Source organism: Pseudomonas sp. Sample_20, from assembly GCF_004307585.1.
Lineage (GTDB): Bacteria > Pseudomonadota > Gammaproteobacteria > Pseudomonadales > Pseudomonadaceae > Aquipseudomonas > Aquipseudomonas atacamensis.
Genome location: NZ_RCOA01000020.1, coordinates 148802 through 175267, shown reverse-complemented (window position 1 = coordinate 175267; position 26466 = coordinate 148802). Strand labels below are relative to the sequence as shown.

The window sequence follows — 26466 nt, the reverse complement described above, 5'->3', positions numbered from 1 at the left end:
AAGCGTCGCTGAATGGATTGTTATATTGTAACGTTAAAAGAGATCAACACGACGGTCTCAACCATGAATGCTCTTACTCTCCCGGATATCGCCGCCCAATCTGCACGCTTGGCACTGCCCCTCGACTGGGTAGGCATGCGTGGGATTGCTCTGCCCGTTTTGCTTGAAGGCCAACGCCTCAGCGCCAGAGTCGACGCTGGTGTGAGTCTGGACGATGGTGAAGCACGTGGTATTCACATGTCGCGCTTGTATCTGGCACTCGAAACCCTCGAACAGCGAAGCCTTTCTCCCGCTTTGCTGCACCAGGTACTCAAGTGTTTTCTGACAAGCCATCAAGGTCTATCCGCCTGCGCATATCTGAATATTCACACTGACTTGTTGCTGAAACGACCCGCGTTGGTCAGCCCCTTGGCCGGCTGGAAATCCTATCCGGCGTCCATTTCAGCGAGCCTGAAACAGCAAATGTTCCACGTGGAACTAGAAATTGAACTGCCCTATTCCTCGACGTGCCCATGCTCCGCAGCCTTGGCAAGGCAATTGATCCAGCAGCAATTCGTCGACGATTTCGCCAACAAGTCTCTGCAACACGCAGATGTTTTGGCATGGCTTGGCTCAACCAAAGGGATCGTAGCGACACCGCATAGCCAGCGCAGCTATGCGCAACTGCACCTGCATCTCGACAATTTCATCGATGAGCTACCGCTAACCGCGATCATCAATGACGCCGAAGCAGCCCTCGGCACCGCCGTGCAGACCGCAGTAAAGCGCCCCGACGAGCAAGCCTTCGCACTCGCCAATGGGCAAAACCTGATGTTCTGCGAAGACGCCGCGCGCCGCCTCAATCTGGCACTGCAGCGCACGCCCGGCATCAACCAATTCCACATCCGCGTGATCCACGCCGAAAGCCTGCATGCCCATGACGCCGTCGCCGAAAGCAGCTGGCGACGGGAGCAAAAATGATCCGCTGCCAATCCTTGGTCTGGGGCGCACCCGGCCAACCGCTGACGACGCCTCTGAGTCTTGAGTTCGAAAACGCCAGTCTGACCGCAATCATCGGCGCCAACGGCTGCGGCAAAAGCAGTCTGCTGAAAGTCATCGCCGGATTACAAAAGCCCTTGGGTGGCAAGGTAGAAATGGCTGTTCCACGCCAAAGCGGCATTTCCTTTCTGCCGCAACAGCAACATTTGGATCGGCAGTTTCCAATAAGCCTCGAAGAGCTCATCGCCGCAGGTTTCTGGGGCCGTCGGCTCTCGACACAGCTGCGCACGCAGCGACTGAAAAACGCATTGGAAGACTGGCATTTGAGTGGACTCGAACAGCGTCCGTTGATGGCCCTGTCCGGTGGTGAGCTACAACGTGCCCTGCTCGCGCGACTGAGCCTTGCTGACGCCCCGGTGCTGTTGCTGGACGAACCGCACGCCGCACTCGACGAACTCGGCCAGCAATTGCTCTGGCAGCACATTCACCACTGGCACGCCGAGGGCCGGACACTGCTTGTGGTCTGCCATGACCTGGCGGCTGTCCGCCAACACATTCCGCATACCCTGCTGATCAAAAACGGCCACTGCGTGTACGGAACCAGCCGAGAACTGATCCAGCCAACACCGCACATGCAGGTCGCCTGATGCTCGCCACCGTCAGCCATTTCTGGCAGCCGTTCAGCGAATTCGTGTTCATGCGCCGCGCCTTGCTCGGCGGCCTGGTGCTGGCATGCAGTACGGCGCCCTTGGGTGTTTTTCTGATACTCAGGCGTATGAGTTTGATCGGTGACGCTGTCGCCCACGGCATCCTTCCCGGCGCTGCTTTGGGATTCTGGTTTGCCGGTTTGAGCCTTCCCGCACTCACCCTCGGTGGCTTGGGAGCCGGGCTGAGCATGGCCGGACTCGCGGCCTGGATCACCCGGCGAACGGGGTTGCGAGAAGATGCCAGCCTCGCCGCGATCTATCCGATCTCACTGGCCAGCGGCGTTTTGATCCTTGGCATCGCCGGCAAGCGCCTCGACCTTCTGCACTTGCTGTTCGGTTCGGCGCTAGCCGTGGATGGACCGACGCTGACCGGCATGCTGTGGGTCTCGGCCATCAGCCTCATGGCCATGGCCGCGATCTACAAACCCCTGCTGTTGGACACACTCGACCCGCTGTTCTTGCGCACGGTCAGTCGTCTCGGGCCGCTGGCTCATGGGGTGTTCCTGACTCTGGTCGTGCTGAATCTGGTGATCGGCTTTCAGGCCATCGGCGCACTGATGGTAGTCGGGCTGATGATGCTTCCGGCTGCTGCGTCGAGGTTTTGGAGTCGCCGCCTACCGCTACTGATCGCCATCGCCGCGGTCATGGGCTGCGTGTCTGTGTGGCTCGGCTTGCTGCTGTCGTTCTACTACTCGCTGCCCAGCGGCCCGGCCATCGTGCTGGTTGCGGGGGTCGGCTATCTGCTGTCGGTGGTGTTGGGACCGGTTCACGGTTTGCTGCGCCGCCCGCCTTTACTCACATCCCAATGAGGTGTTTCCCGATGCGCGCTCTACTCGTGCTGTTCAGCCTGATGCTGTCGATGTCCTTGTCGGCCGCCGAAAAATTGCCGGTGGTCACCAGCTTCAGCATCCTCGCCGACATGGTTCATCAGGTCGGCGGCGAGCACGTTGAGATCACCAACATGGTCGGCCCGGATGCCGATGCGCACACCTACGAGCCGACCCCGGATGACGCCAAGGCGCTGCTCAAAGCCAAAGTGATCATCAAGAACGGCCTCGGTTTCGAACCTTGGCTGGATCGCCTGGTGACCAGCACCGACAGCAAGGCAACGGTGATCAGTGCCAGTCGCGGGGTGATTCCACGTTCGCTCGATGAAGACGGCGAGACCGTTGCGGATCCGCACGCCTGGCACAATCTGGCGAACGCCGAGTTGTACGTCGCCAACATTACCAAGGCGCTGATCGCCGCCGACCCGGGCAACAAGGCTGACTACGAGCGCAACAGCCAGACCTACCTCAAGCAGATCTATGCCCTGCTCGCCGAAGCCAAAAACAAACTCGGCGCGCTGCCGCCGGGCAATCGCAAGATCGTCACCAGCCACGATGCCTTTGGCTATCTGGGTCAGGCCTATGGCATCGACTTTATCGCGCCACAGGGTTTGTCCACCGAACGCGAACCCTCCGCCGCTGAAGTCGCTGCGCTGATCACGCAGATTCGCCAGGCCAAGGTCAAAGCGGTGTTCATGGAAAACATCAAGGACGCACGTCTGCTCAAGCAGATCGCGGATGAAAGCGGCGCGCACATTGGCGGCACGCTGTACTCGGATGCACTGGCGGCGAGCGGACCGGCGAGCACCTTTACCGGGCTGTTCGAATACAACCTCAATACGCTGTACAAGGCGTTGAGTCAGCCATGACTTGAGGTGCACTTCCGATCTATTCGCGAGCAGGCTCGCTCCCACAGTTGGAATGGCTTCCAACTGTGGGCGTCGCAGAGGGTTTAAGCGCGGGGTTTTACCGTGCCGCAATCCTGACCCAGCCACACCGCACGGGTTTCCAGACTGCCCTTCTGGTTGATGCCGATGGCGTTGAAGGTGCCATTGGCAACGGTGGTGAATTCGCGGTCACTGAGGAATGTCGCCACACCGGTGCCTTGGGCTTTCGGGCAGCTGAAGCGGAATTTCCACTGGTTGCCGGTGCGCTCGGTGATCTGCTGCTTGCAGCCCGATTGCGGGTCGGCCAGCGGGATGTCGTTGGTCGCCACCTGCTGCGGCGTCAGGCAGGCGCGGATGCCCTTCCCGCCGATGTTGATGCCGTTCTTCTCCAGCGCCGCCCGCTGCTGCGGGGTGATCTGGCCCTGGATCTGGCCAAGGATCGATTGCACATCCATGGCCTGATCATCGACCTGCAGATTGCTCGAAGACATTTCCCACAACCCCGGCTGCAGCATTTGCGCCTGCGCAACCACCGGTAATGCCAAACCCAGGCCCAGCGCCAAACCCAGCAGACGAACGTTCATCGAGTAACTCCTGATCAGTTGTGGCCGTTAGACGCCGGCCGATTGTGTCGGTTCATGCGCCGATTAAATAGAGACATTCGCCGCAGAACATGGTCTGTTAAGCATTGCATCTCACGGAGCAAGACTGCCCCATGGATTTTTTCGGACCGCACATTTTCGGTTACCTGATCGCCCTGTTGCACACACTCGGTTCTATCGCTGCGATCCATGCGGTGCTCACCGTGCGCACTGCGCAAGGCTCGATCGCCTGGGCATTGTCGCTGATCTTCATTCCCTACCTCACGCTTATTCCATATCTGGTATTTGGTCGCAGCACCTTCGATGGCTACATCAAGGCGCGGCGCCAGGCCAACGAGCAGATGCGCCTGGCCATTTCCGAATTGAACTGGCGCCCGTGGGTGGAAGAAGCCCTCGCCGCTCGCGCTTCGAGTGCCTATGCCTCATTGCGCGCGATGCCGAAACTGGGGCGCATGCCGTGCCTGGCGAACAACGAGGTGCAACTGCTGGTGAACGGCACTGCGACCTTCGATGCGATATTTCAGGCGATCGCACAAGCGAAGGAAGCCGTGCTGATCCAGTTCTTCATCATTCACGACGATCGGCTCGGCCAGCGCTTGCGTGATTTGCTAGTGAAGAAAGCCGCCGAAGGCGTATCAATTCATTTGCTCTACGACCGCATCGGCAGCCATGCCCTGCCCCATCAGTACGTGCAGTCGCTGCGTGATGCCGGCGTCGAGGTCAAAGCCTTTGCCACGCGCAGCGGCTGGCTCAACCGCTTTCAGGTCAACTTCCGCAACCACCGCAAAATCGTTGTGGTTGATGGAGTAGTCGGCTTTGTCGGCGGGCATAACGTCGGCGATGAATACATGGGTGAGAAGCCACCATTGGCGCCGTGGCGTGACACCCACGTCAAAGTCCGCGGGCCGGTGGTGGCCTGCATGCAGGAATCGTTCGCCGAAGATTGGTTCTGGGCTGCTCGTACTCTGCCGCCGTTGATCCTTCCAGATGCGTATCCGGAGGATGGCGTGCTTTGCCAATTGCTCGCCAGCGGCCCAGCGGATGCCTACGAAACCTGCTCGCTGTTTTTCGTCGAAGCCATTCACGCAGCAACGCAACGCGTATGGATCACCAGCCCTTACTTTGTCCCGGACGAAGCGGTATTTGCCGCCCTAAGGCTGGCAGTGTTGCGCGGTGTTGATGTGCGCCTGCTGTTGCCGTCGCGGCCTGATCATCGCATCGTCTATGCCGCCTCCAGCCTGTATGCCTTCGAGGCGGTGCGTGCCGGCGTGCGGGTGTTCCGCTATCGTCCGGGTTTTCTGCATCAGAAAGTCGTGCTGATCGACAGCGAAATCAGCGCCATCGGCAGCGCCAATCTGGACAATCGCTCGTTCCGCCTGAATTTCGAAGTGATGTTGCTGACCGTCGACAGCGAGTTCGCCGCCGCCGTGGAACACATGCTCAATGACGATTTCGCCCTGGCCGATGAAGTGGCCAAAGAAGAAAGCCGGGAGATCCACCGCCTGCAACAGGTCGGCATGCGGATCGCCCGGCTGATTTCACCGATACTCTGAGCGCTCCGTTTCAGGGGTGGTAGATGTCGTCGCGGGTCCAGGGCAGTTCGTGGCTGCCATCCGGATGCGCTTTCACGGCGAGGATCTGATGCAGATTGATCCAGCCACGCGCAAAGGCATACGCGCAACCGGCCAGATACAGACGCCAGATACGCAGTGCTTGCTCAGGCACCAGTTTCGCCGCAGCTTCGAGGTTATCCTCCAGTCGCTCACTCCAGTGATCGAGCGTGCGCGCGTAGTGCAGGCGCAAGCTTTCGACATCGACGATCTCCAGCCCCGCGTCACTGATCTCGGTAGAGATCATCGCCAGATGCGGTAGCTCGCCGTTGGGGAACACATATTTTTCTATGAAGTCGCCAGCGCCTCGTCCAACCGGGCGGCCATCAGTGTGCTTGGCGGTGATGCCATGATTCATTACCAATCCACCCTCCTTCACCGCACCGAACAGAGTTGCGCAGTACTCGGCGAGATTGGCATGGCCAACGTGTTCGAACATGCCGACGCTGACAACCTTGTCGAAGCGGCCGTCCTGCGGCAGATCGCGGTAGTCGAGCAATTGCAGTTCGACCTGATCTTCCAGACCTTCGGCCTTGACCCGCTCCTGCGCCAGGGCCAACTGTTCCTTGCTCAAGGTAATACCGAACACTTTGACCCCGAACTCTCGCGCGGCATACCGCGCCAGACCGCCCCAACCACAGCCGACATCCAGCAAATATTCGCCCGGCTGCAAGCGTAGCTTGCGGCACAGATGGCGGAATTTGGCTTGCTGCGCCTGTTCGAGGGTTTCGCTACCGGTTTCGAAATAGGCACAGGAATACGCCATGTCGCTGTCCAGCCAGAGCTGGTAGAACGCATTCGACAGGTCGTAGTGGTAGGAAATGGCCTTGGCGTCAGTGTCCTTGTCGTGATGCGCACGCACCGGCTGACTGCCTTCGTCTTCGTCGAGCAGCGCATTGCTCAACTCGTCGCAAACCCGAATGACCTCGCTGATCGAGCCCTCCAGTTCCAGCTTGCCTTCGACGAACGCCGCACCCAGCGCATCCAGGCTTGGGTGGGTGAATTGAGTAACCATCTGCGGGTCCTTGACGACGATGGTTACGCTGGGCGTCGGGCCCAGATTGAACTCGTGGCCGTCCCAGAGTCGCAGGCGAAGCGGTAACTGCAGATTCTGTAAGGCCGGTGGAAGTTGCGCGAGCATGGAAAATCCCCCCTTGTTTCAGACGTCTGATCTGAGGGTAGACCAACCTGGAAAAATAGCAGGCTATCGATTCGATCGGCCTTGTCTATCGTGATCGGCACTTCGGCTGAACGCCACAGGCGACGCGCCTTACGATAGATGACTGTCTGCGCACTTGGCGGTTCGATGAATTTTCTTTCATTTATTCTGAGCGTCGAGCCTGAGCAATGGCTCCTGAAAGCGCAGCAAACGTCCGGCGTTGCCCAATACCAACAAGGTACTCAGGTTATGCAGCAGAGCCGCGATCATCGCCCCGGCCGCGCCAAGCCAACCGAACGCCGCGAAGACCACGATGGCCAGCGTCCAGCCGAGGCCGATGATCACATTGACCTGCAATGTACGCCGGCACTGACGACTTAAGCGCACGCAGGTACCCAGGCGGCGCAAATCGCTGCCGATCAAGACAATGTCCGCCGACGCCAGGGCAATGTCAGCGCCGCCAGCACCCATTGCCACGCCGACCACGCCGGCCTTGAGCGCGAGTGAATCGTTGATACCGTCGCCTACCACCATCGGACGAAAGCCGTGATCGATTTCCTTGAGCACGCGATTGAGTTTGTCCTCCGGAAGCGCTTGCGCCTGGACTTCGTTCAGCCCGACTTCCTGTGCCAGGGTCAGGGCAACGCTCTGACGATCACCGGTCAACAGGAGTTGGCGTCCCAGCCCCAATTCGCGTAACTCGTTCAAGGCAAAGCGCGCTTCCGGTTTGATGCTGTCTGCTAGCAGCAGCCAGGCGAGGAATTCGCCGTTCAGGGCCAACCCGGCGATCGGGCCATCGTGCTCAGGAACAAGGGTGGTTGTGATACCCAGTTGCGTGAACAACTCTGGACGACCGAGCGCGGCCTCGCCCTTTTCTGTCGTCGCCACTACGCCCAAGCCTTGGCGCTCATGGATGTTGGTCAGAGGCCAATAGGCTTCCTGATCGGCCATCCCGGCGAGTGCCCGGCTCACCGGATGACTGCTCGCCGCGCCGAGACTGGCGGCCAGTGTCTGCACTTCGGCGGTGTCCGCATTCAGGCTGTCGATCGACTGCAAACGCAAGGTGCCGTAAGTTAGCGTGCCGGTCTTGTCGACCACCAGCGAGGTCAGATCGGCGAGTTCTTCGAGGAACGCCGAGCTGCGAATCAGAATCCCGTGACGCGCGGCGACGGCGACACCGGCAATCGCCGTGGCCGGCGCCGACAGCACCAACGCACACGGACACGCCGCCACCAACACCGCGAGCATCGCCTGTGCATCATGGGTGACGAACCAGGTCACCGCCGCCAGCAACAAGACCAGCACCATGTAGCTGCCGGCATAGCGTTCGAGCAATCGCGTGATCGGCGGTTTCGAGCGCTCGGCGTTTTGCATCAGGGCGATGACTTTGCCCAAAGTGGATTCGTCGCCGGTGCGGGTGACTTCGACGCGCAGCAATCCATCCAGGTTGATCGCGCCGCCGAACACCAGCATGCCGACGCCAGCTTCCACCGGTACCGACTCACCGGTAATCGACGCCGTATCGAGACTCGCTTGGCCGGACAATACCCGACCGTCCGCCGGCACCCGATCGCCGGCCCGCACCTCGACAACATCGCCAGCGCTGAGCGTGCCGTTGTCCACTTCGATGATCGAACCATCTGCTTGCAGCTTGCGCGCATGGCTGCGGGTCAACTGGCCAAGTGCATTGATCGCTTCCTGGGAGCCGATGACGCTGCGCTCCTCGAGCACATGGCCGAAGATCATGATGATCGGCAACAACGCCGCAGTGAGCAGATCACCGGTCGCCCAGGCACCGAGCATGGCCAGCGCGATCAATTGATCGGTGATGCCGTGCAGGCTTGGGTAACGCAGGCTGTACCACGCCGAACGCATCACCGGAACCGCTACCAGCAACGAGGCGAAACCGAGCAGCAACTGGCTGACACCGGTTTGCTCCGGGAGCATCCAGCGCCAGAGCAAACCCAGACCCAGCAACCCGAGCGCAAGCATCGCCAGGGTCAACTGACGCGCGGCGCGACGTTGTTCGGCCGAGGACAAGAGACTCGGAGCAGCGGTGGTCGCCGTCATTGACTGGCTCCTTGAATGATCAACCGGGAATCGTCTTTCGGGTTGACGGTGGTGACCGACCCGGCCTGACCGAGGATCTTCGGTATGCGCTCGCGATACAGACGCAGCAGCATTTGCGGGTCGGCAGACGTGGCCAGACTCGAGACGGTTGCGGTATCGGTCGAGGCTTTTGCAAGACGCTCGCCTGCCTGCGCGTGAGCCACCTGGAGCGTGCGGTCTGCCTGTTCGTTGGCGGACTGGGTAAGTTTCTCGGCATCGGTGCGCGCGTTAGCCACTGCTTTGTCAGCCTGCTGACTGGCGGTCAGCACCGCATTGAAGGCACTGACCGCTGGCTCCGGCAGACTTGATTGCACATCGACCCGCGATACCTCGATACCGATGCCCTGCCCGCTCGCCTTCAGTTCAGCGAGACGCGCGTTGATGCCTTGCACCAGATCACCGCGCAATCGTTCACGACGCTCGGCCGCCTGATTGTCGGCGCCGATCAGTTCCGGGCGAGCGACCAGAATGGTGTCGAGATCTCGCGCGGCGGTCAGGGCCACGGCGCTGCGCGTCACTAGCCGATCGAGTGCTGGCAGCACATGCTCGCCTTGCAACACGAATTCGTACGGATCGGAGACTTGGTAAAACACCCGCACGTCCAGTTGCACTACGCCGGCATCGCCGGTCAATAAATAACCAGACCCGGCGAGTGCATCACTCAATGGCGTGGCGAAGGATGCCACCCGGTCTGCCTTCAGCGCTTCGTCACTGCGTAACAGATTTTCCACTCGGCGCTCGATCACCCGATCCGCCGCTGGCAGCAGAATCACCTGTTCAAAAGGTTGCGGCCATGCCCATAACAGTCCGGCATTCTGAACGCGATCCAGCGCGCCGAAGTGCAGCACCACGGCGCGGTTTTGCGGATCAATCTGCCGGACATTCGAGAACACCCATGCCAGTGCGGCCAAAACAGTGATCGCATACAGGGCGATGAAGGTCAGACGACCGGCCTGAATCCACGGACTGTTCAACGCATGTGTTCCACGTGGAACTTCTTCGCTCATGGCTGCGATCCAGCTTTGTTGTCGAGCGTCGGTGGGCCGTCGACCAATACACGGAACGGCGCAGCATCGGTGCGCAGAATCAGTTTGGTTTCCGGCGTGACGATGGTGCCGAGGGTATCGAGGGAGCGCAGCAGGTTGTAAAGCTGTGGCGAACTGGCGTAGGCGCGCCCATAAATCTGCGCAGCCTCGACTCGCGATTGCGCTTCAATTTCAGCGGCTTTCACCGTCGCATCAGCCTGGACGATTCGCGCATCGCGCTCGGCGGCGGAACGGATTTGCGCCGCTTCGCGTTTGCCAACAGCCGTGCGTTCGGTAGCAATGGTTTCACGCTCGGCACGCATGCGGTCGACCGTGGCGCTAAGCGTGACCGATGGCAAAGTCAAACGCTCGACACCCACCTGCACAACGCGCACGCCATATGTAGCGAGCAACTGTTGCTCGATCTGCTGACGCAACTGCGTTTCAAAATCGCCGATGCGCACTTGTTTGGCATCAGTGTTGACCAGATTGGCCAGATCGAAACTGCTGGCCGTGGTCTCCAGCGCTGAGCCGACAAAAGTGCGAATCTGCCGCGCCGCTTCGTCCGGCTGATTCTGCACGGCACGCATGAAACGCTGCACGTGTTCAGGATCACCCTGCACCTGCCACGCCACGTAGGCCTGAACGATGATGCGCAAACCGTCCTTGGTGCCGACGTCCTGCAAACCACTTGAGGTGGTACGCAGGCGCAGGTCCACCGGGATCGCCGCTTCGAACGGAGCCGGCCAGCGCCAATTCAACCCGGGATCAAGCAATACCCGCGAAGGATTACCGAAACGGGTGATGACCGTGGCTTCACCGGAGCGCACTTGCACCAGACTCGCGGCAGCGATGGCAAACGCCACCAGCAACGCAGCCCAGCCTATACGCCGCCACGGAAATGGTCCGACTTCTGGCACCTCGCCGTGATGGTGGTGATGACCATGATGATGGTGATGCCCGCCGTGGCCATGGTCGTGGCCGCTGTGGTCGTGAACGTCATGAACAGGCGACTGGCTCAATGGGTGGCTCCTGGTTGAGCGGTGGTACGGGCGGGCGACGGATCAGTCGGCAGTGTGAAAGTACGCAGATCGATGGTTGGCGCATTTGCGCTGCCGCCGAGTCGATGATCGAGTATCAGCAACTTGGCTTTACTCATGCCCTCACTGAGCTGGCTGAGATATTGCTCCAGCACGAAAGCCTGGCCAGCACTGACGAAGGCTTTCTGTTCGGCGCTGAATTTCAGGTCGGCGGTTTGCGCAGCGGCGTTGATCTCCCGCGCGTTTGCCATTGCCTGATCCCGCGCCGTACTCGCCTGCAACTGCGCCTCGTTAGTGGCCTGCGCAGCCGCGCCGCGTTCGCGAGCGATCAACGCCTGCGCGCCGATCTGCGCCGCTTGCACACTGTGGTAGGCATTCGCCGCGCCGGCCGGTGGATGAATCGCTTCGACGACTGTGGCGAGGATTTCCACACCACTGTTCAATCTGTTCAGATCACTTTGTACTGCGCGACCGATTTCCTCGGCCAGCCCTGCCCTGTCGTCGCCGAGCAGACCGTCGAGGGTGCGCGAGGCAAAATCGTGAACCAGGATGCGGCTGGCGGTGCTGCGAATCAGCGTCGGTACATCGGCACTGTTGTAGGTCGCAGCAAGTGCCGCTTCGTCGTTCAAACCGATGCGGTAAACGAAACGCACGTCCATGTTGACGATTTGCAGGCCCTGTTGCGCGCCGCGGCTGCTGGCGATGACCTGGGACTTGTCATTAAAGTGGCTGGCGTCCCACAAACGGTTGGCGGTCAGCGGCGCCGGGCCTTCAGCGGAGTCGGACTGCACGGCGATTGGCTTGTCGCCGACACTGGTCGCCAGTTCATGGACCACGCCGTTTTCAACGGAGATCACACGCCCCAATGGCCAGGGCAAACCGGCATGCAAACCCGGGCCGAAAACCTGTTCCGGTTTACCGAAGCGCTCGTAGATGCCGCGACCTTGCAGGGGAATTTCATGTACCCCTGTCAGCAGCCAACCGCTCAGGGCGACCACTGCCAACACCGGCAACAAGGCCCGGCGCATGTAACTGAAGGCCCAGATCTGCCGCAGATCGATGCCGAACCGATTGTGCATTTCATGCTGCAACGCCAGCCACGGCTGCGGCGGCCAGCGCAGCATATCGGCGATAAAACTGCGCGCCAGCAGGGTCGGTTCCAGTTGTTCGCGGCGCGGGCTGAAAACAGACAGCACCGCGCGCAATAACAGTTCGATGGCAACCAACATCGGCAGGATTGCGCTAAATACCGCAACACGCGCCGGCCAGACTGCGTCTTCGCTGGCAAACAACAGACACAGCGCACCGATCAACAGGGTGATGATCAGCACCCGGGTCAGTTGTGCCAGCGCAGCCGCTTCCGGCCATTGCTCCGGCGGCTCCTGCGTCAGTTGCCGCTCCAGCACCAGCAGGGCAAACGCCAGCAACAACGCCAATGCCGCACCGATGCTCGCCGACAGCCCCAAGGCCGCCGCAGGCAACGTGAGATTCCACACCTGCTCAATACCAAGCAGAACCAGCAACGCCCAGCCGCCGAGCCACAACGTCGGCGCACCGACTTGTCCAAGCAGATGGCGGCTCTGCTGACTCAATCGCTCCAGCAGCCTTTCGTACCAGCCCTCGGCTGCAGCGCCCTCCTCCACAACGGTCGATTGCGAAGCGGGCGGATGCATCACCCGCGCGCGCCAGTGCGTCACCCACCACGCCGATTGCAGACCGGCGACCAGCACCAGCAACGCTGCGCCCTGATTGACCAACAACGGCAACCACAGGGACTGCGGCGCAAACAGGCCGACGAAAAACGCCAGCACCCAGCCCGACCCCGCCACTGCGCCGAGTCCATACGCCAACGGACGCAATTTGCGTGACTGCACGGCTGCCTGCTGAAAGCGCGGCAGCCCGGTGACTGGCGTGGCGTCCAATTCAAGATCGACTTGCATAACACCCCGAAAATGTAGGCTCAGCGTTCATAGCGTTACGATATAACGCAAACTGTGAAATATTCGTACACAATTACGCTTATTCAAGGATGCCGCAGCTGTCGCTTGCCTGAAGCCTTGACCGAAATGTCCGGCGAAGCTCATATTACGCGCATAATTTTTATCGCGACTAATCTTGGCTATCCCCATCGAGCAATCTGGAGCAAGCGCATGAGCAACTATGACGTGGTAATTCTGGGCGGTGGCCCCGGCGGTTATAACGCGGCGATCCGCGCGGGCCAGCTCGGGCTCAAGGCCGCTTGCGTCGAAGGACGCGCAACCCTCGGCGGCACCTGTCTGAACGTCGGTTGCATGCCGTCCAAAGCCTTGCTGCACGCGTCGGAGCTGTACGCCGCTGCGGTGGGCACGGAGTTCGCCAATCTCGGCATCGAGGTCGAACCGAAGCTGAACCTTGCGCAGATGATGAAGCAGAAGGACGAAAGCGTCGCCGGCCTGACCAAGGGCATCGAGTTTCTGTTTCGCAAGAACAAGGTCGACTGGATCAAGGGTTGGGGTCACATCGACGGCCCGGGCAAAGTGACGGTGACCGACGCTCAAGGCAACAAGAGCGAACTCAGCGCCAAGGACATCATCATCGCCACCGGTTCCGAGCCCACTCCCCTGCCCGGCGTCGAGATCGACAACCAGCGCATCCTCGATTCCACCGGCGCGCTGTCGTTGAGTGAAGTGCCCAAACATCTGGTAGTGATTGGTGCCGGGGTGATCGGCCTGGAGCTGGGTTCGGTGTGGCGCCGACTCGGCGCGCAGGTCACCGTGGTCGAATACCTTGATCGTATCTGCCCCGGCGTCGATGGCGAGGCCGGCAAGACCTTGCAGCGCGCGCTGAGCAAGCAAGGCATCGCCTTCAAACTGAGCTCGAAGGTCACCAGTGCCACCAGCTCCGCCACAGGCGTGCAGCTTAGCGTCGAGCCTGCCGCCGGTGGCACGGCTGAGCTGATCGAAGCCGACTATGTGTTGGTAGCCATCGGGCGCCGCCCGTACACCCAAGGCCTGGGGCTGGAGAACGTCGGCCTGAGTACCGACAAACGCGGCATGCTCGCCAACAAGCAACATCGCACCGAAGCCGCCGGGGTCTGGGTGATCGGCGACGTCACGTCGGGGCCGATGCTCGCGCACAAGGCTGAAGACGAAGCCATGGCCTGCGTCGAGCAGATCCACGGCAAGGCCGGCGAGGTCAATTACGCGCTGATCCCCAACGTCATCTACACCCAGCCGGAGCTGGCCAGCGTCGGTCAGACCGAAGAACAGCTCAAGGCCGAGGGCCGTGCCTACAAGGTCGGCAAGTTTCCCTTCACTGCCAACAGCCGGGCGAAGATCAATCACGAGACAGAAGGCTTCGCCAAAGTCCTCGCCGACGAGCGCACGGACGAAGTCCTCGGCGTGCACCTGGTCGGTCCGAGCGTGAGCGAGATGATCGGCGAGTTCTGTGTGGCGATGGAGTTCAGCGCCTCGGCCGAGGACATTGCCCTTACCTGCCATCCGCACCCGACGCGTTCGGAAGCGTTGCGTCAGGCAGCGATGAATGTCGAGGGGATGGCGACGCAGATGTAGGTTCCAAACCTTGCCGCCGTCTTCGCGAGCAGGCTCGCTCCCACATTGGAATGCGTTCCCCCGTGGGAGCGAGCCTGCTCGCGAATGGTGCCACCCGGTCTACAGCGGCAGATGGCCTAACGGCAACGCGCCCGGCGCTTTCACTGTGTGAATGGCAAAGTTGCTGCGAATATCGCTCACCCCCGGCAGTTTCAGCAGGTGCGCGCTGACAAAGCGGTCATAAGCGCGCAAGTCAGGCACCACTACCTGCAACAAAAAGTCCGATTCGCCGGACACCAGAAACGCTGAGACCACCTCAGGCAGCGCAGTAACAGCGGCATAAAAAGCCTCGGCGCGTTCTTCGTTGTGCCGCTCGACCTTGACCCCGACAAACACCGTCAGCCCCAGTCCGACTTCATCGCGATCCAGATTGGCCTGGTAGCCTCGGATCACCCCCGCCTCTTCCAGCATGCGCACCCGGCGCAGACACGGCGAAGCCGACAGGCCGATTTCTTCCGCGAGCTCGACATTGCTCAAACGCCCGTTGCGTTGCAGCGCGGCGAGAATCTTGCGGTCATAGGCGTCGAGTTTCATCTTTGGCAGATCCCGATAGTCTGACGGTTGAAAACCAGCAGGTTATGCCAAAGCTGCGAACAATTGAAGCCGACTACGCAAGCACCTGCCCTGCCCTCTCGCTCTAGACTGGCCCGAGCAAATCAACAACGAAAGGGGGTGTGATGTGGCAAGTCTGTGGCTGTTCGTTCTGACGCTGGCTGTGGTTCTGCTACTGCCGGGACCGGACATGATCCTGCTGTTGCAAACCGGTGCGCGGCAAGGTCGAGCGGCGGCGCTGGCCACGGCGTTGGGTTTGGCCATCGCCCGCGCCTGCCACGTGGCACTGGCGGCATTGGGGCTGGCGGCGCTGTTCAAAACGGCGCCGTGGACCTTTGACGTGGTGCGCATCGCTGGCGCGGCCTATCTGTTGTGGATCGGCGTCCAGTGTTTTCGCAGCTCGCTGGTACCGAGTCTGCAAAACCAAGAGCAGGCACCTGCTCCCGGCCAGTGGCGCGGTGCGATCCGTCGCGGTTTGCTGACCAACCTGCTTAATCCCAAGGCGCTGCTGTTCTGCTCAGTGCTGTTGCCACAGTTTATCGTCAGCGACGGCGTGCCGGTGCTGACGCAGTTCGCCGTGCTCGGCCTGGTGCTGGTCAGCGTCGGCCTGCTGTTCGACAGTGTTGTCGCCATGACCGGCGCGGCCCTGGGCCGTTGGCTGCAACACAGTCCGACCGCCCAGCGCATTCAGCAATGGCTGTTCGGCAGCCTGTTGATTGGCTTCGCCGTACGCCTGGGCTTTATTCAACAGGCCTAGCCTTTGCGCACCTTGCGCTGACGACGGGTAATCAGCATTAACGCAGCAACAGCGACCAGCAGCACCGCGCCGATCTGCACCGGCCACTTGTACGGCCGCAGCGTCCCACGCACGGCATCGGTCACCTGGGTGACGTAGCGCTTGTCGGCATTCTCAAAATCCGGGTACGGGCATTGATTGCCGAAGTCTTGCGCCCACGGCACATAAGGGCCTTCCTTGACGTAGCGCTGATACAGCGCACTCTGGTCTTCAAGGCTGCTGTTCCAGCCGGCGGCATTGCACAACACCGCAGCAAACGCCTGACTGGTGTGCGGCAAATTATCGGCGGCGCGACTGGCCAGTGCCGTGGCGACAAAACGATAGTGATAACGCTGATCCGGTTGCGCGGCGCTGGCCTGCTGGCGCTGCACTTCCGCCGCTGAAATCAGCGGGCCGACATCCAGCTTCGTGCTCTCCAGCGTGTAATTGCCGCCGAAGGTGGCGTAATCAGGGGCCATCTCATAACCGAGGATGTCCATGCCCCACTCCCGGGCCGTCCATGCGGCGTTGTACAACGCACTGGCGCGTTTGCTCGGCCACCACGCCGACTCGGCCTTAAGCCGTTGCTCGCCATAGAGCCGGGCCTTGTGCTGCAGATCGTCACTGGCGAAATAACCGACCGCCTCCTCGTATCGCCCTTCTCGCAGCAAGCGCCGACCGAGCAGATTGCGCAGATTGGCGGCCACCGACAGCGGCACATAGTTATCGCGCTCTTGCTGAGTCAATGGCGGCGGCGCCGGCACGTTCTCATCGACGTACCGCTTGAGCTCATCGACCGTCAGCACCCGCTCGGCAACGGTGGCGGCATCGAACCAGTAAAGGCTGTTGCTGCGATACAGCTGCACGAACGCTTGCAGGTATTCGCCGCGTTGCAGCGCCAGGATCGCGCTTTCGCCCTCGACCCGACATTTTGGCTGCACCGTTTCAAACGCCCAGTCCGGCGTGCGGCGATAGCCCCAGTCTTCATTCTGCGGAAAGGCCTGGGCGGCTTTGGCGTAGGCGGCGGCAGCGGCAGTCGTGTCGCCGTCACGCACTGCCAGTTTTGCCCGCAGCCACCAGGCCAGCCCGCCGTCCCCGGCGTTTACCAGAAAAGCCTTGGCAGACGCGTAGTCGCCCTGTTGATAACTCATCGCCGCCAGTCGATCGGCATTGTCGAGGCTGCCACGGGTGCTGTTTTGCAAGAGTGTGACGAGTTTCTTTTCATTCGGCGGCTGCTCACCGAAAGACCAGCCCTGACGGCTGACCAGCGACGCCGTGACCAGTTGCTGCACTGCTGGCTGCTGGAGCAGTTTGGCCAACTGAGATTCCGGCAATTCGGCCAGTTCGTTCATCAGTTGCTTGAGCGAGGTGTAACCGACGGCCGAACCGTGCAGGTTCTGTGCTTCGTACAGTTCGATGGCGCCGCTCCAGTCGCCCGCGCTGCGCAACACCCGCGCCTCTTCACCAAGGCTGGCAACGCCAAGTTCCAGCGGATCGCTGAAGCCGTCGATGCTCAGTTGCCGAGCCTGGCGGAAGGCATCGCGCGCTTCTTCCAGCGCTTCGATGCGATCGTGCGCCTCGTTGCTCATGGCGAAGGCGATGCGCCCGAGGGAATACGCCGCCCAGGTGCTGCGCAACGGACGCTGGTCTGCCGGCAGCGCCAGCACCTCGTTGAAATACTCCGTGGCCAATTGATGATCACCGGTAGCAAATGCCACCGCCCCGGCAACGTACAAACGGATTTCCGCCGGCAGACTGGCGCCCTGTTCCTCGGCCTGACGTGCATCGCTGAGCCCGCGCAGGCGCTTGACCACCGCGTATTGCTCGGCGCTCAGGCCAACCTGCTCAGCCTGTTCGCGCGCCAGTTCTGACGCGTTGTCTTCGGCATAATCGTTGGGGTTGTGGGTCGCCGCTGTGACATTTTTCAGCCCGGCAATGGTTTTACCGAGGCGACTGACTTCGAAGCTGAAACTGCCTTCGGGCAAATCGGCCAAGGTCTGCGCGCGGTTGTCGAGCAGGCGCATCGGGAAGTCCGGGCCGCAGGCCAGCGCCGAACCCAGCGGCAGGCTGAGGCTCAGGCAAAGCAGATGGCGGGGCCAGTTACGGGTCAACATGCGAACCTCCTTGATCAATATGTGCACAACGCGCCCAACCGACAGCGCGCTGTCCGCCCGCCGGCAAGCGACCGTCACGCAGGCGGGTGAAGGTAAGCAGATTGGCACTTTGTTGCAACGAGTAACCGGCGAGCGCATCGGCGCCTGCGCAATCCTGCACCTTCAGCGTGATTTGCGCGGGCCACGGGCTGTCGAGATTGCCGCGGTTATCGAGCTGTATGTCATAGAGACCGCCCTGCTCTTTGAATGACAGGCGCAACTGACTGTTCAGCACATCTCCGCGAGCCACCGCGCGTAAAGTAGTCAGGCTCCAGGCGCGACGATCGTTGGCCAGCGGCAGGCGAAACCAGATCAGCCCGGCCAGATGCTCGAGCGGATCCTCGCGCAAAGTCTTGGCCAATTGGCTGAGTTGCAGCGGATCGGCGAGCAACTCCCGGCGCTGCCCGCCGCGCTCCAGTTGCACTTCGCTTTCCACTACCGGCGCGCCACCGTCATCGCTCAACAGCGCAACGCCGTAGGCCGGCAGCGCCAGATAGAACGGTTTGTCGCTGATACGTGCCCAGGCCTTGGCCCATTTCAACGCCTGCTCGGGATCGAACAGGCCCAGTCGCGGATCGCTCACGGCGTGGACTTGCAACACGCTGCTGTCGACGCTTCGCAACAGCGCCGGCAACTGCGCGCTATCGAGCCACGCCGGTAGCGCGGTGATGCTCAAAGGCAACGATGGCGGCAAGACCGCACGCAAGTGTTTGAGGAATTCAACGTACACGGGCAGCCGTGCATTGCCGGCATCGTGGTCGATTTCGATACCGTTCAGCGTGAGGCCTTGCGCTTGCCAATCGGCAATGACCTGCAGAATCTGCTCGGTGACCTGCTGCTGGTCCAGCGACTGCAACTGGCCATCGAGGCGAATCACTGCGATCAGAGCGCGACCATCAGTTTTCAACAACGCCGGATCAACTCGCGCCCTGCGCCACCGCTCGCCGGGAAAGGCCTGCAATGCCAGTACGCGCAGAGTGGAGAAATCATGGCGACTGTCGCGCAATGCCGGTTCATGCGCAGGTGTCCATTGGCGCTGCCAGACGTAGAGTTGCTGGTCGAGGGCCGGCGCGACGTGTTGCTCGCAACCTGCCAGCAAGACGCTAAAGATCAGACCCGCAATAAACCGCATACCTTGAAAATCCCTGAAACCACAGGGCTGCAAGGTTACACAAAACATGGCGTGAGCGAGTCGATCAGACTGCGGCTTCAGAAGACGCAGTTGGTGTGCTGGACGTACCAAGACGTTGCACTAGCGCGGCACCGCGGTTGCGCATAGGCATTTCGATGAAGCGGTAATTCAATTCGCTGAGCAGGGCAATCAGACCGAACGCCCACAGCAAGGTGACCACTGGATGACCTGCCGGACTCGGCAGGCCCGCTTCCTGCAAACGGAAAGTAACTTCTCGTACCAGGAAATACACGGGAATATGAATCAGGTAGATGCCGTACGACCGACTGCCCACCCATCCCATCAATTGCTGCAAGCGCCCGGCCGATAACAGGTAATCCTGATTGTAAGAGGCGATCCACACCAGCAAGGCACTCAATAAAGCGATGGCGCCAACGCGAAAGTGAGTCGCGGAAAATCCATCGGTGGCCAGGTAACTCATCAGCGTTGCGACGACAATCAGCGCTGAGATTCCGGCCCCGTTGCGACTCAGAAACAGCGGCTGCCAACGCTGGTAACTCGGTTGAGCACTCCACATTGCCAACAGTACGCCAAGGGCCAGCGCGTCGGTTCGAACGACCATCAGCAGCGGCGTTCGCACCGCCAGCAGTTGCACTGCAACCAACGCCAGCAACACCCACACCAAATGTCTGCGGCACAGCAGAATCAGCAGTGGAAACAACAGGTAGAACTGTTCCTCAAGAGCCAGACTCCAGTAGACGAAACTGCTGCCGTATTCATAACGGAAGAATGCATCGGCAAAGCGGAAATTGGCGTACTGCAGCAATCCCGCAAGTGTCGCCTGCAGGTTGGCCTGTACCGTGCCGAACGCCCCGGAACGATTGAGGAAAATGCACATCAGCAGCACTAAGGCCAGCCACAGCCAAGCCGAGGGCAGCAGGCGAAAAGCGCGGCGCAACCAGAAATTGCGCGTCTGCTCCCAATATTGCTGACGGGTACTGCAGCCACGCAGCTCAGGAATCAGGCTGCGAGCGATGACGAATCCGGAAATGGCAAAAAACAGGTCCACGCCCCACCAGGGTTGCGCCCACGCGTGAATGGCATCGAGCAGGGGCACCGGATCGCGGAACAGATTGCCGGCCAAGTGATGGAACAGCACACCCAACACGGCCACGGCGCGTAGTACCTCGATGTCCATGATGCGTTTACTGCTCATCCGGCATCTCCGCATCCAGCGGTTTACGCGCAATGATCACCTGGCTTTTGGGCATGAACTGGTCCAGCACCTTTTTGATCGCAAGTCCGTCGGGCCGGTCGAGCATCTCTTCCCAGGTCCTCGCCCATCCACCCATCAGATGGGGAAAAGGCGCGTGGATCCGATCACGCACCGCACCGCCCGGATCCTTGCCGGCCGCTTTTTCGCTGGCCCAGAAAAAGATCATCCCCATCACCCAGAAAAACCCCGTCGCCTGCCGATGCTCAATGATCAGTCCGGCGTCTTCGACCAGTGCGGCGAAGCGCTCTGGAGTGAAGATCTGCACGTGGTTGGGCGACTGGTAATAACTCTGCGGAGCGATGCCTTTTTGCAGATGTTCGCCCACTGGAGCCGGCACACTGAGCAGGTACAACGCACCGGGGCGCCCCATACGCGCCAGTTCGGCCATGAACGCTTCGGGTTCGTCGACGTGCTCCAGCACCTCCATGCACACGACACGGCTGGCGCAGCCGTCGGCCAACGGTAACGGTAAGGTGTTGCTGACCAGTCCCAGATTCGGCCGGGTGCTGCGGTCTTCGACCTGCCGTGCCAGCTCGCGCACTTTGTCGTGTTCACTGTCGGTGAAAATCACCGATGCGCCCTGGCGTACGGCAAACAATGTTGCGGCGCCCTCGCCGCAACCGACGTCGAGCAAGGTGTCGTCAGGCGTAATGGCAAAGCCCTTGAGCAATTCGCCGCTGTCATTGAGAAACCAGCCGTCCAGCACGGCATCACGCAAACCGACATCACGGGGCGACCAGACAAATAAAGGCTCGGGTTCAGCGTCTGCCGTCGGCTCAATCACCGGTTCCGCTATCGGTTCAGCCGCTGGCGGCGGTTGCGAAGATTGCGCTTGGGCAAACAATCGATGAAGCAATCTGCGAATCATGCGCCGATAACCTCCGTCGCCATTTCGGCGCGGGCTTGCAGCAGGCTCGCCAGAAACGCCCGTAATCGCTGCTCGGCCACCGCTTGACTGCAAAACGCCTCGAGACTCACGACAGCCTGTGCCGACATGGTGGCGTAACGCTGGAGATCGTTTTTCGCGACGTCGTAACTGGCAGTGTAAGCGGCACAGATCGAAGCCCAGCTCGTTGCGTAGCGCAAGGTTCGATAGGCCGAACGCGGGTCGTGAGGCCAGGCCGTGAATTGCTCGGTTGCCTCGATCAGAAAAGCGTTATCGGCATTCATATAGTCGATCATTGCCGTGGTGCACGGTGCCACCGCCGGCTTGCCGCACGACATGAATTCCATCAGCGGCAGGCACTGGCCTTCGCCGTAGGAAGTGTTGACGACGTAACGGGTCGCCTGCACCAGACGTTCGTAATCCGCGTCTGCCAGATAGCCGTAGATAAGCACGATGCGGCAGCGATAAGGCTGATTCTTGTAAAGGTGATGGAGGATGTCGGTGAGGGCTTCTTCAGCATCGTGATGGGTGAGTTTCAGCACCAGGGCTGCATCAGCGTTTTCACGCATAGCGGCACAGAAGGCACTGATCATGTCCTCCCAGTTCTTGCGCCCGTCCCGGGGGTTGAACACCGAGGTGTACACCACACCTTCAAGCACCAGCTCTTGCTCGGTGACCGGCGCGAGGAAATCGATTCCACGCCCACGGCGCAACGGCACAGGAGCGAACGCATCCAAGGCGATCTCGCGACTGTCGACTACCAGGCCTTTGATTTTCAGCCGTACTGAATCGACGGCTGGCTGTCCCTGCAATTGAACGCCGCGCGCTGCGAACCGATCCCAGACCGGCGCTGGGACGGCGACTATCGGGTACTCGACAGACATTGCTTTGCGCACGGCATCGACCGTGTAACTGGAGTGCGTGATCGCAGCACCGCAGGCGGCAAGTACTGTGCGCCAGTCGTTCAGCGGATCGCCAGCGAATGGCTCATCGGGAATCGTGCTGAACTCCCAGGCAAAGACCGGCAGGGTCGGACACGCCAGATGCACCGGGGTGCGATGCGGTGGCGAGAACGACAGAAATACGCAAGCCTCGCCACGTGACTGGCACTCTGCATACAACGCATCGACTTCGCTGTTCGGGTCCATGACCTCGATCACCCGACCCAGACGTTCGAGCACTGGCCGATACTCCTTGAGCACGAAGTAATAGCTGTACTCCGAGCGCCCCAGGTTGCGGCTGATGGTGTGCTGGTTGGTTTCCGAATGGATGATGATCAGCATGGGGCGCTATCCCTGACCTGGGCAACGTGACCGGGCTGTGGTTCGAGCCCGAAAAAATCCTCGACGCGCTTTTGCAGAACCGCGATCGCACTGAAATGCTCCATGCGCTGCGCGGCAGCCAACGACATTCGCTGATAATCCTGAGGCTGTGTCGTGGCCATCCGGTAACTGTCTTCGTAGGCTTGTTTCAAGGAGCCCCAGTCTGGCCGGTGACGATGCGCACGAAACAGCATGCGCGGGTCGTGGGGCCACGTGCACGCCTCAACGCTGGAGTCGACCACGAACGCCACGGACTCATCGATATAGTCCTGCATCGCCGTGTGGTCGGGAGCGATCACCGGCTTGCCGCAGGCCATGAATTCCATCAGCGGAAGGCACAGACCTTCACAATGCGAAGCATTGACGTAAAAACTCGCCGACTGGTAAAGCCGCGCATATTGCGCATCGTCCATGTAACCGTGAATCATCACGACCCGGCAGGAAAAAGGCGCCAGTTGCGCCAGTGGCGTCATCAAGTGTGCATAGACGGCCGCCAGGTCGCTCTGGGTAAATTTCATTACCAGTGTGGCGTCGGGCGTGTCACGAAAAGCTGCGCAGAAAGCGGTGAGGATCTGCAGCCAATTCTTACGCCCGTCCTCCGGGCGGAACACCGATACGTAGACGACACCGTTGACCTCGGCTTGAACCTGCAATGAGGTGTCCGGCATATCTCGCGGTGGCGGTTGCACTGACACTGGCAAAGGTTGAGGACCGGCGATGCCGGGCAGATACCTGGCAAGCCAGTCATGCCAGGAATGCCGGAGCAAATCGCGGATCCCCTCCCAGTACCAATTCTGCAAAAACCACACCCGCGGCACCGGGGGTGTCTGATCATGGCCGGCATTGAGCAGCCACAGGCGCAGGTAATGTTTTGCGATGACGAAGCGTCGTTTCAACGTCAGCGGTGGTGGTCGCGAGGCCTCCAGCTGAGCTTCAATTTCCGCCAGCTCTTCGGCGGTGAGCGGCTTGGGCAGCAGATTATCCGGATGCAGATTCATCTGGCGGGAATCGAAAATGCACCCCTTGAGTGTCAACGTCGTATCTGTGTTGACCGGTGTGCTGAGGTGCTGCTTACCGATGGACGCAAGCTCCTCTCCGAGTGGGGCGGGCAATACCAGCACAGGGAAATCCTCTCCCATCGAGCGACGAATCGCTCGGGCGGTATGGCTGGACAGTGTGATCACGCGGCCATGCCTTGCCAACATGCGCGTCCAGTCCTGGCCAGGATCATCGCCCCATTGTTCATCGGGAATCGAGTCGTACTCCCAGGTCACGACACAAACGGTCGGGCATTGAAGGTCGATCGCCGTTTTCTGTGGTCGGGTGAACGAGAGGAACACACTCTCCTCGCCGGCCGCGTGGAATTGCCGAAACAGCGGATCGACCTCTGCGACATTACCCACTACATGGACTCGCCCGACTGTTTCGAGCAACGAACGGTAGGCCTTCAGAACGAAGTAATAACTGGCGTCGGGATGGCCCAGACTCTCCCTGATGGAGTGTTCGTTGATGTCCGAATAAAGAATGAAATTCATGGCTTTCCACAATGAAACCGCGTTACCGGCAGCTTCATACTAGTGACGGCCAAGCGTCGAACCGGCTCGGTGGCGGTTCTTCGTCTCAAGTCACGTCTTGTTCTTGTTTTAGTGGTCAGTTTCACCTTTGCGCACAATGAGCCAGAACTTCCATGGCGATCGTGACGAGGGCCATTCTAAACACATCCGTCGTGGCTCCGGGAACCGCCCGGTGAGAATAAATCTGACTACGCTGATGAGAACTGACCAGTCACGGTTTGCCCTGTTGAAATTGCCGAGCAATTGGCACAGATTGGCAACCAAACAACTACAACAACGGCTTCGCCTGCTGTTTCACCGGATATTTCCTCCGGTCTGACAGCGCTTTCCTCAAAGCGTGTAAGGAAAGCGGCGCGAGTCATGACCAAGGGGTCGCTGTTTGAAAAAACGTCTGTTCGTCACGGGCCTCAGCGGCTTCGTGGGACAACACATTCAGTCTCGTCTGGCGTCGCCGGGCTCGTCGTGGGAGCTGCTGCCTGCCGCATCGGCCTACGACCTTACGAACGCCGACAGCCTCATCGACCTTTGGCCTGAGTTGCCGGATGCAGTCATTCATCTGGCCGGCCAGACCTTCGTGCCGGAAGCCTTTCGTGACCCGGCCCGCACCTTCGATATCAATCTTTTCGGCACCCTCAACCTGCTGCAGGCGCTCAAGGCTCGCGGCTTTTCCGGCACTTTCCTGTACGTCAGCTCCGGCGACGTTTACGGGCAAGTCGCCGAAGAGCATCTGCCAATCACCGAGCAACAACCGCCGCTGCCGCGCAATCCTTACGCGGTGAGCAAACTTTCAGCGGAGTTCCTCAGTTTGCAATGGGGCCTGAGTGAAGGCTGGCCAGTGCTGGTAGCGCGTCCGTTCAACCACATCGGCACCGCGCAGAAGGACAGCTTCGTCATCGCCAGCGCCGCCCGGCAGATCTGCCGTATCAGACAGGGTCTGCAAGCGCCGCAATTGCAAGTCGGCGATATCGACGTTACGCGGGATTTTCTTGATGTCGGCGACGTGATCGCAGCGTATTTCGCCCTGCTGGAAAACGGCACACCCGGGCAGGTCTACAACATCTGCTCGGGCCGCGAACAAAGCATTCGCAGCCTGATCGAGCAATTGGCCGATCTGGCCGAAGTCGACGTAGAACTGGTGGCGGATCCGGCGCGCATGCGGCGCGCCGACCAGCGCCGTGTCTGCGGCAGTCACGCAAAACTGGCCAGCGCCACAGGATGGGCGCCCGCCACCACCACACAACAATCCCTGCGGGCGATCCTGTCCGACTGGGAGATGCGAGTACGACAACAATGACAAAAAGTGCACTGATTACCGGGATCACGGGCCAGGACGGCGCCTATCTGGCCAAACTGCTGCTGGACAAGGGTTACAAGGTTCACGGCCTCGTCGCCCGGCGCAGCAGCGATTCACGCTGGCGCCTGCGCGAGACGGGTATCGAAGCCGATATCGTCTACCTCGACGGCGACATGGCGGACGCCTGCTCGGTGCAGCGTGCGGTAATCAAATCGGCACCGGACGAGGTCTACAACCTCGCCGCACAGAGTTTTGTCGCCGCCTCGTGGGATCAACCGGTGACCACCGGCATCGTCGATGGGCTGGGCGTGACACACCTGCTCGAAGCGATCCGCCAGTTCAGTCCGCACACGCGTTTTTATCAGGCCTCGACCAGCGAAATGTTCGGCCTGATCCAGGCTGAGCAACAGGACGAGAACACGCCGTTCTACCCGCGCAGCCCTTACGGCGTGGCCAAGCTCTACGGCCACTGGATTACCGTCAACTACCGCGAAAGCTTCAACCTGCACGCCAGCAGCGGCATCCTCTTCAACCATGAATCACCGCTGCGCGGCATCGAATTCGTTACCCGCAAGGTCACTGACGCCGCCGCGCGCATCAAGCAGGGCAAACAGCATGACCTGGCGCTGGGCAACATCGACGCGAAACGCGATTGGGGCTTTGCCGGCGATTACGTCGAAGCCATGTGGCTGATGCTGCAGCAGGACAAACCCGACGACTTCGTGGTCGCCACGGGCGTCACCACCACCGTGCGCGAAATGTGCCGCATTGCCTTCGATCACGTTGGCCTTAACTACCGCGATTACGTGAAGATCGACCCGGCGTTTTTCCGCCCGGCCGAAGTCGAAGTGCTGCTCGGCAACCCGGCCAAGGCTCAGCGAGTGCTGGGCTGGAAACCGAAAACCGACCTGGATACCCTGATCCGCATGATGATGGATGCGGACATGAAACGCGTCGCCAAGGAGTAG

General features: G+C 60.6%; 22 protein-coding genes. 9 read left to right on the top strand and 13 right to left on the bottom strand.

Annotated elements, in window-relative coordinates:
* Window positions 1-63 precede the first annotated feature (63 nt).
* Genes folE2 through D8U70_RS04445 form a run of 4 tightly spaced genes read left to right on the top strand, consistent with a single transcriptional unit; the run spans window position 64 to window position 3381 of the window.
* Window positions 64-960 carry a GTP cyclohydrolase FolE2 gene (gene folE2 / locus D8U70_RS04460; RefSeq protein WP_122705478.1) on the top strand — a complete coding sequence of 299 codons (897 nt, stop codon included), beginning with the start codon at window positions 64-66 and terminating at the stop codon, window positions 958-960.
* Window positions 957-1625 (top strand): ATP-binding cassette domain-containing protein, encoded by a 669-nt coding sequence (locus D8U70_RS04455; RefSeq protein ID WP_130928383.1) that lies wholly within the window; start codon window positions 957-959, stop codon window positions 1623-1625. The genes folE2 and D8U70_RS04455 overlap by 4 nt, the downstream gene beginning before the upstream one ends.
* Window positions 1625-2494, top strand: coding sequence for a metal ABC transporter permease (locus D8U70_RS04450; protein WP_130928382.1), 870 nt, complete (start codon window positions 1625-1627; stop codon window positions 2492-2494). The genes D8U70_RS04455 and D8U70_RS04450 overlap by 1 nt, the downstream gene beginning before the upstream one ends.
* Before the next feature lie 11 nt (window positions 2495-2505).
* Window positions 2506-3381 (top strand): metal ABC transporter substrate-binding protein, encoded by an 876-nt coding sequence (locus tag D8U70_RS04445; protein WP_130928381.1) that lies wholly within the window; start codon window positions 2506-2508, stop codon window positions 3379-3381.
* Between the two features lie 83 nt (window positions 3382-3464).
* On the opposite strand, the gene D8U70_RS04440 is transcribed toward D8U70_RS04445, so the two are convergent.
* Window positions 3465-3983, bottom strand: coding sequence for a DUF3617 domain-containing protein (locus D8U70_RS04440; RefSeq protein ID WP_130928380.1), 519 nt, complete (start codon window positions 3981-3983; stop codon window positions 3465-3467).
* Between the two features lie 131 nt (window positions 3984-4114).
* Here D8U70_RS04440 and cls point away from each other — a divergent pair, with 131 nt between their 5' ends.
* Window positions 4115-5554, top strand: a complete 1440-nt coding sequence (cls, locus tag D8U70_RS04435; protein ID WP_130928379.1) for a cardiolipin synthase — start codon at window positions 4115-4117, stop codon at window positions 5552-5554.
* 10 nt (window positions 5555-5564) lie between these two features.
* On the opposite strand, the gene cfaB is transcribed toward cls, so the two are convergent.
* From cfaB to D8U70_RS04410, 5 genes are all read right to left on the bottom strand, one after another.
* On the bottom strand, window positions 5565-6752 hold the full coding sequence (gene cfaB, locus D8U70_RS04430; RefSeq protein ID WP_130928378.1) for a C17 cyclopropane fatty acid synthase CfaB: 1188 nt from the start codon (window positions 6750-6752) through the stop codon (window positions 5565-5567).
* Between the two features lie 177 nt (window positions 6753-6929).
* Window positions 6930-8840, bottom strand: a complete 1911-nt coding sequence (locus tag D8U70_RS04425; RefSeq protein WP_130928377.1) for a cation-translocating P-type ATPase — start codon at window positions 8838-8840, stop codon at window positions 6930-6932.
* Complete coding sequence (locus D8U70_RS04420) at window positions 8837-9886, bottom strand: protease modulator HflK (RefSeq protein ID WP_130928376.1); 1050 nt, start codon at window positions 9884-9886, stop codon at window positions 8837-8839. The genes D8U70_RS04425 and D8U70_RS04420 overlap by 4 nt, the downstream gene beginning before the upstream one ends.
* Complete coding sequence (locus D8U70_RS04415; RefSeq protein ID WP_073470848.1) at window positions 9883-10926, bottom strand: protease modulator HflC; 1044 nt, start codon at window positions 10924-10926, stop codon at window positions 9883-9885. Before D8U70_RS04415 ends, D8U70_RS04420 begins: the two co-directional genes overlap by 4 nt.
* Window positions 10923-12884, bottom strand: coding sequence for a protease modulator HflK (locus tag D8U70_RS04410; protein ID WP_130928375.1), 1962 nt, complete (start codon window positions 12882-12884; stop codon window positions 10923-10925). The genes D8U70_RS04415 and D8U70_RS04410 overlap by 4 nt, the downstream gene beginning before the upstream one ends.
* A 210-nt stretch (window positions 12885-13094) precedes the next feature.
* On the opposite strand from D8U70_RS04410, the gene lpdA reads away from it, so the two are divergent.
* Window positions 13095-14495, top strand: a complete 1401-nt coding sequence (lpdA, locus tag D8U70_RS04405) for a dihydrolipoyl dehydrogenase (protein WP_071171353.1) — start codon at window positions 13095-13097, stop codon at window positions 14493-14495.
* Between the two features lie 99 nt (window positions 14496-14594).
* Here the strand turns inward: lpdA and D8U70_RS04400 are convergent, their stop codons facing one another.
* Window positions 14595-15068 (bottom strand): Lrp/AsnC family transcriptional regulator, encoded by a 474-nt coding sequence (locus D8U70_RS04400; protein WP_024014870.1) that lies wholly within the window; start codon window positions 15066-15068, stop codon window positions 14595-14597.
* A 145-nt stretch (window positions 15069-15213) separates the two neighbouring features.
* On the opposite strand from D8U70_RS04400, the gene D8U70_RS04395 reads away from it, so the two are divergent.
* A complete protein-coding gene (locus tag D8U70_RS04395; RefSeq protein ID WP_130928374.1) occupies window positions 15214-15843 on the top strand; it encodes a LysE family translocator in 630 nt (209 codons plus the stop codon).
* Here the strand turns inward: D8U70_RS04395 and D8U70_RS04390 are convergent.
* From D8U70_RS04390 to D8U70_RS04365, 6 genes are all read right to left on the bottom strand, one after another.
* Window positions 15840-17975, bottom strand: coding sequence for a hypothetical protein (locus tag D8U70_RS04390; RefSeq protein WP_130928373.1), 2136 nt, complete (start codon window positions 17973-17975; stop codon window positions 15840-15842). The two genes, D8U70_RS04395 and D8U70_RS04390, sit on opposite strands and share 4 nt — an antisense overlap.
* The gene (locus tag D8U70_RS04385) at window positions 17962-19146 is read right to left on the bottom strand and encodes a DUF3142 domain-containing protein (protein WP_130928372.1); all 1185 of its coding nucleotides are present in this window, start codon (window positions 19144-19146) and stop codon (window positions 17962-17964) included. Before D8U70_RS04385 ends, D8U70_RS04390 begins: the two co-directional genes overlap by 14 nt.
* Before the next feature lie 64 nt (window positions 19147-19210).
* Window positions 19211-20362, bottom strand: coding sequence for an acyltransferase (locus tag D8U70_RS04380; protein ID WP_130928371.1), 1152 nt, complete (start codon window positions 20360-20362; stop codon window positions 19211-19213).
* Complete coding sequence (locus D8U70_RS04375; protein WP_130928370.1) at window positions 20352-21290, bottom strand: class I SAM-dependent methyltransferase; 939 nt, start codon at window positions 21288-21290, stop codon at window positions 20352-20354. Before D8U70_RS04375 ends, D8U70_RS04380 begins: the two co-directional genes overlap by 11 nt.
* On the bottom strand, window positions 21287-22591 hold the full coding sequence (locus D8U70_RS04370; RefSeq protein ID WP_073470839.1) for a glycosyltransferase: 1305 nt from the start codon (window positions 22589-22591) through the stop codon (window positions 21287-21289). Before D8U70_RS04370 ends, D8U70_RS04375 begins: the two co-directional genes overlap by 4 nt.
* Window positions 22585-24165 carry a glycosyltransferase gene (locus D8U70_RS04365; protein ID WP_130928369.1) on the bottom strand — a complete coding sequence of 527 codons (1581 nt, stop codon included), beginning with the start codon at window positions 24163-24165 and terminating at the stop codon, window positions 22585-22587. Before D8U70_RS04365 ends, D8U70_RS04370 begins: the two co-directional genes overlap by 7 nt.
* Window positions 24166-24583: 418 nt before the next feature.
* Here D8U70_RS04365 and D8U70_RS04360 point away from each other — a divergent pair, with 418 nt between their 5' ends.
* Window positions 24584-25498 carry a GDP-mannose 4,6-dehydratase gene (locus D8U70_RS04360; protein WP_073470837.1) on the top strand — a complete coding sequence of 305 codons (915 nt, stop codon included), beginning with the start codon at window positions 24584-24586 and terminating at the stop codon, window positions 25496-25498.
* Window positions 25495-26466 carry a GDP-mannose 4,6-dehydratase gene (gmd, locus tag D8U70_RS04355; protein WP_073470836.1) on the top strand — a complete coding sequence of 324 codons (972 nt, stop codon included), beginning with the start codon at window positions 25495-25497 and terminating at the stop codon, window positions 26464-26466. Before D8U70_RS04360 ends, gmd begins: the two co-directional genes overlap by 4 nt.

Bases quoted from the DNA above. Each gene is read 5' to 3' on its own strand.
- folE2 (WP_122705478.1), top strand. From the start codon at position 64: ATGAATGCTCTTACTCTCCCGGATATCGCCGCCCAATCTGCACGCTTG.
- D8U70_RS04455 (WP_130928383.1), top strand. From the start codon at position 957: ATGATCCGCTGCCAATCCTTGGTCTGGGGCGCACCCGGCCAACCGCTG.
- D8U70_RS04450 (WP_130928382.1), top strand. From the start codon at position 1,625: ATGCTCGCCACCGTCAGCCATTTCTGGCAGCCGTTCAGCGAATTCGTG.
- D8U70_RS04445 (WP_130928381.1), top strand. From the start codon at position 2,506: ATGCGCGCTCTACTCGTGCTGTTCAGCCTGATGCTGTCGATGTCCTTG.
- D8U70_RS04440 (WP_130928380.1), bottom strand. From the start codon at position 3,983: ATGAACGTTCGTCTGCTGGGTTTGGCGCTGGGCCTGGGTTTGGCATTA.
- cls (WP_130928379.1), top strand. From the start codon at position 4,115: ATGGATTTTTTCGGACCGCACATTTTCGGTTACCTGATCGCCCTGTTG.
- cfaB (WP_130928378.1), bottom strand. From the start codon at position 6,752: ATGCTCGCGCAACTTCCACCGGCCTTACAGAATCTGCAGTTACCGCTT.
- D8U70_RS04425 (WP_130928377.1), bottom strand. From the start codon at position 8,840: ATGACGGCGACCACCGCTGCTCCGAGTCTCTTGTCCTCGGCCGAACAA.
- D8U70_RS04420 (WP_130928376.1), bottom strand. From the start codon at position 9,886: ATGAGCGAAGAAGTTCCACGTGGAACACATGCGTTGAACAGTCCGTGG.
- D8U70_RS04410 (WP_130928375.1), bottom strand. From the start codon at position 12,884: ATGCAAGTCGATCTTGAATTGGACGCCACGCCAGTCACCGGGCTGCCG.
- lpdA (WP_071171353.1), top strand. From the start codon at position 13,095: ATGAGCAACTATGACGTGGTAATTCTGGGCGGTGGCCCCGGCGGTTAT.
- D8U70_RS04400 (WP_024014870.1), bottom strand. From the start codon at position 15,068: ATGAAACTCGACGCCTATGACCGCAAGATTCTCGCCGCGCTGCAACGC.
- D8U70_RS04390 (WP_130928373.1), bottom strand. From the start codon at position 17,975: ATGTTGACCCGTAACTGGCCCCGCCATCTGCTTTGCCTGAGCCTCAGC.
- D8U70_RS04385 (WP_130928372.1), bottom strand. From the start codon at position 19,146: ATGCGGTTTATTGCGGGTCTGATCTTTAGCGTCTTGCTGGCAGGTTGC.
- D8U70_RS04380 (WP_130928371.1), bottom strand. From the start codon at position 20,362: ATGAGCAGTAAACGCATCATGGACATCGAGGTACTACGCGCCGTGGCC.
- D8U70_RS04375 (WP_130928370.1), bottom strand. From the start codon at position 21,290: ATGATTCGCAGATTGCTTCATCGATTGTTTGCCCAAGCGCAATCTTCG.
- D8U70_RS04370 (WP_073470839.1), bottom strand. From the start codon at position 22,591: ATGCTGATCATCATCCATTCGGAAACCAACCAGCACACCATCAGCCGC.
- D8U70_RS04365 (WP_130928369.1), bottom strand. From the start codon at position 24,165: ATGAATTTCATTCTTTATTCGGACATCAACGAACACTCCATCAGGGAG.
- gmd (WP_073470836.1), top strand. From the start codon at position 25,495: ATGACAAAAAGTGCACTGATTACCGGGATCACGGGCCAGGACGGCGCC.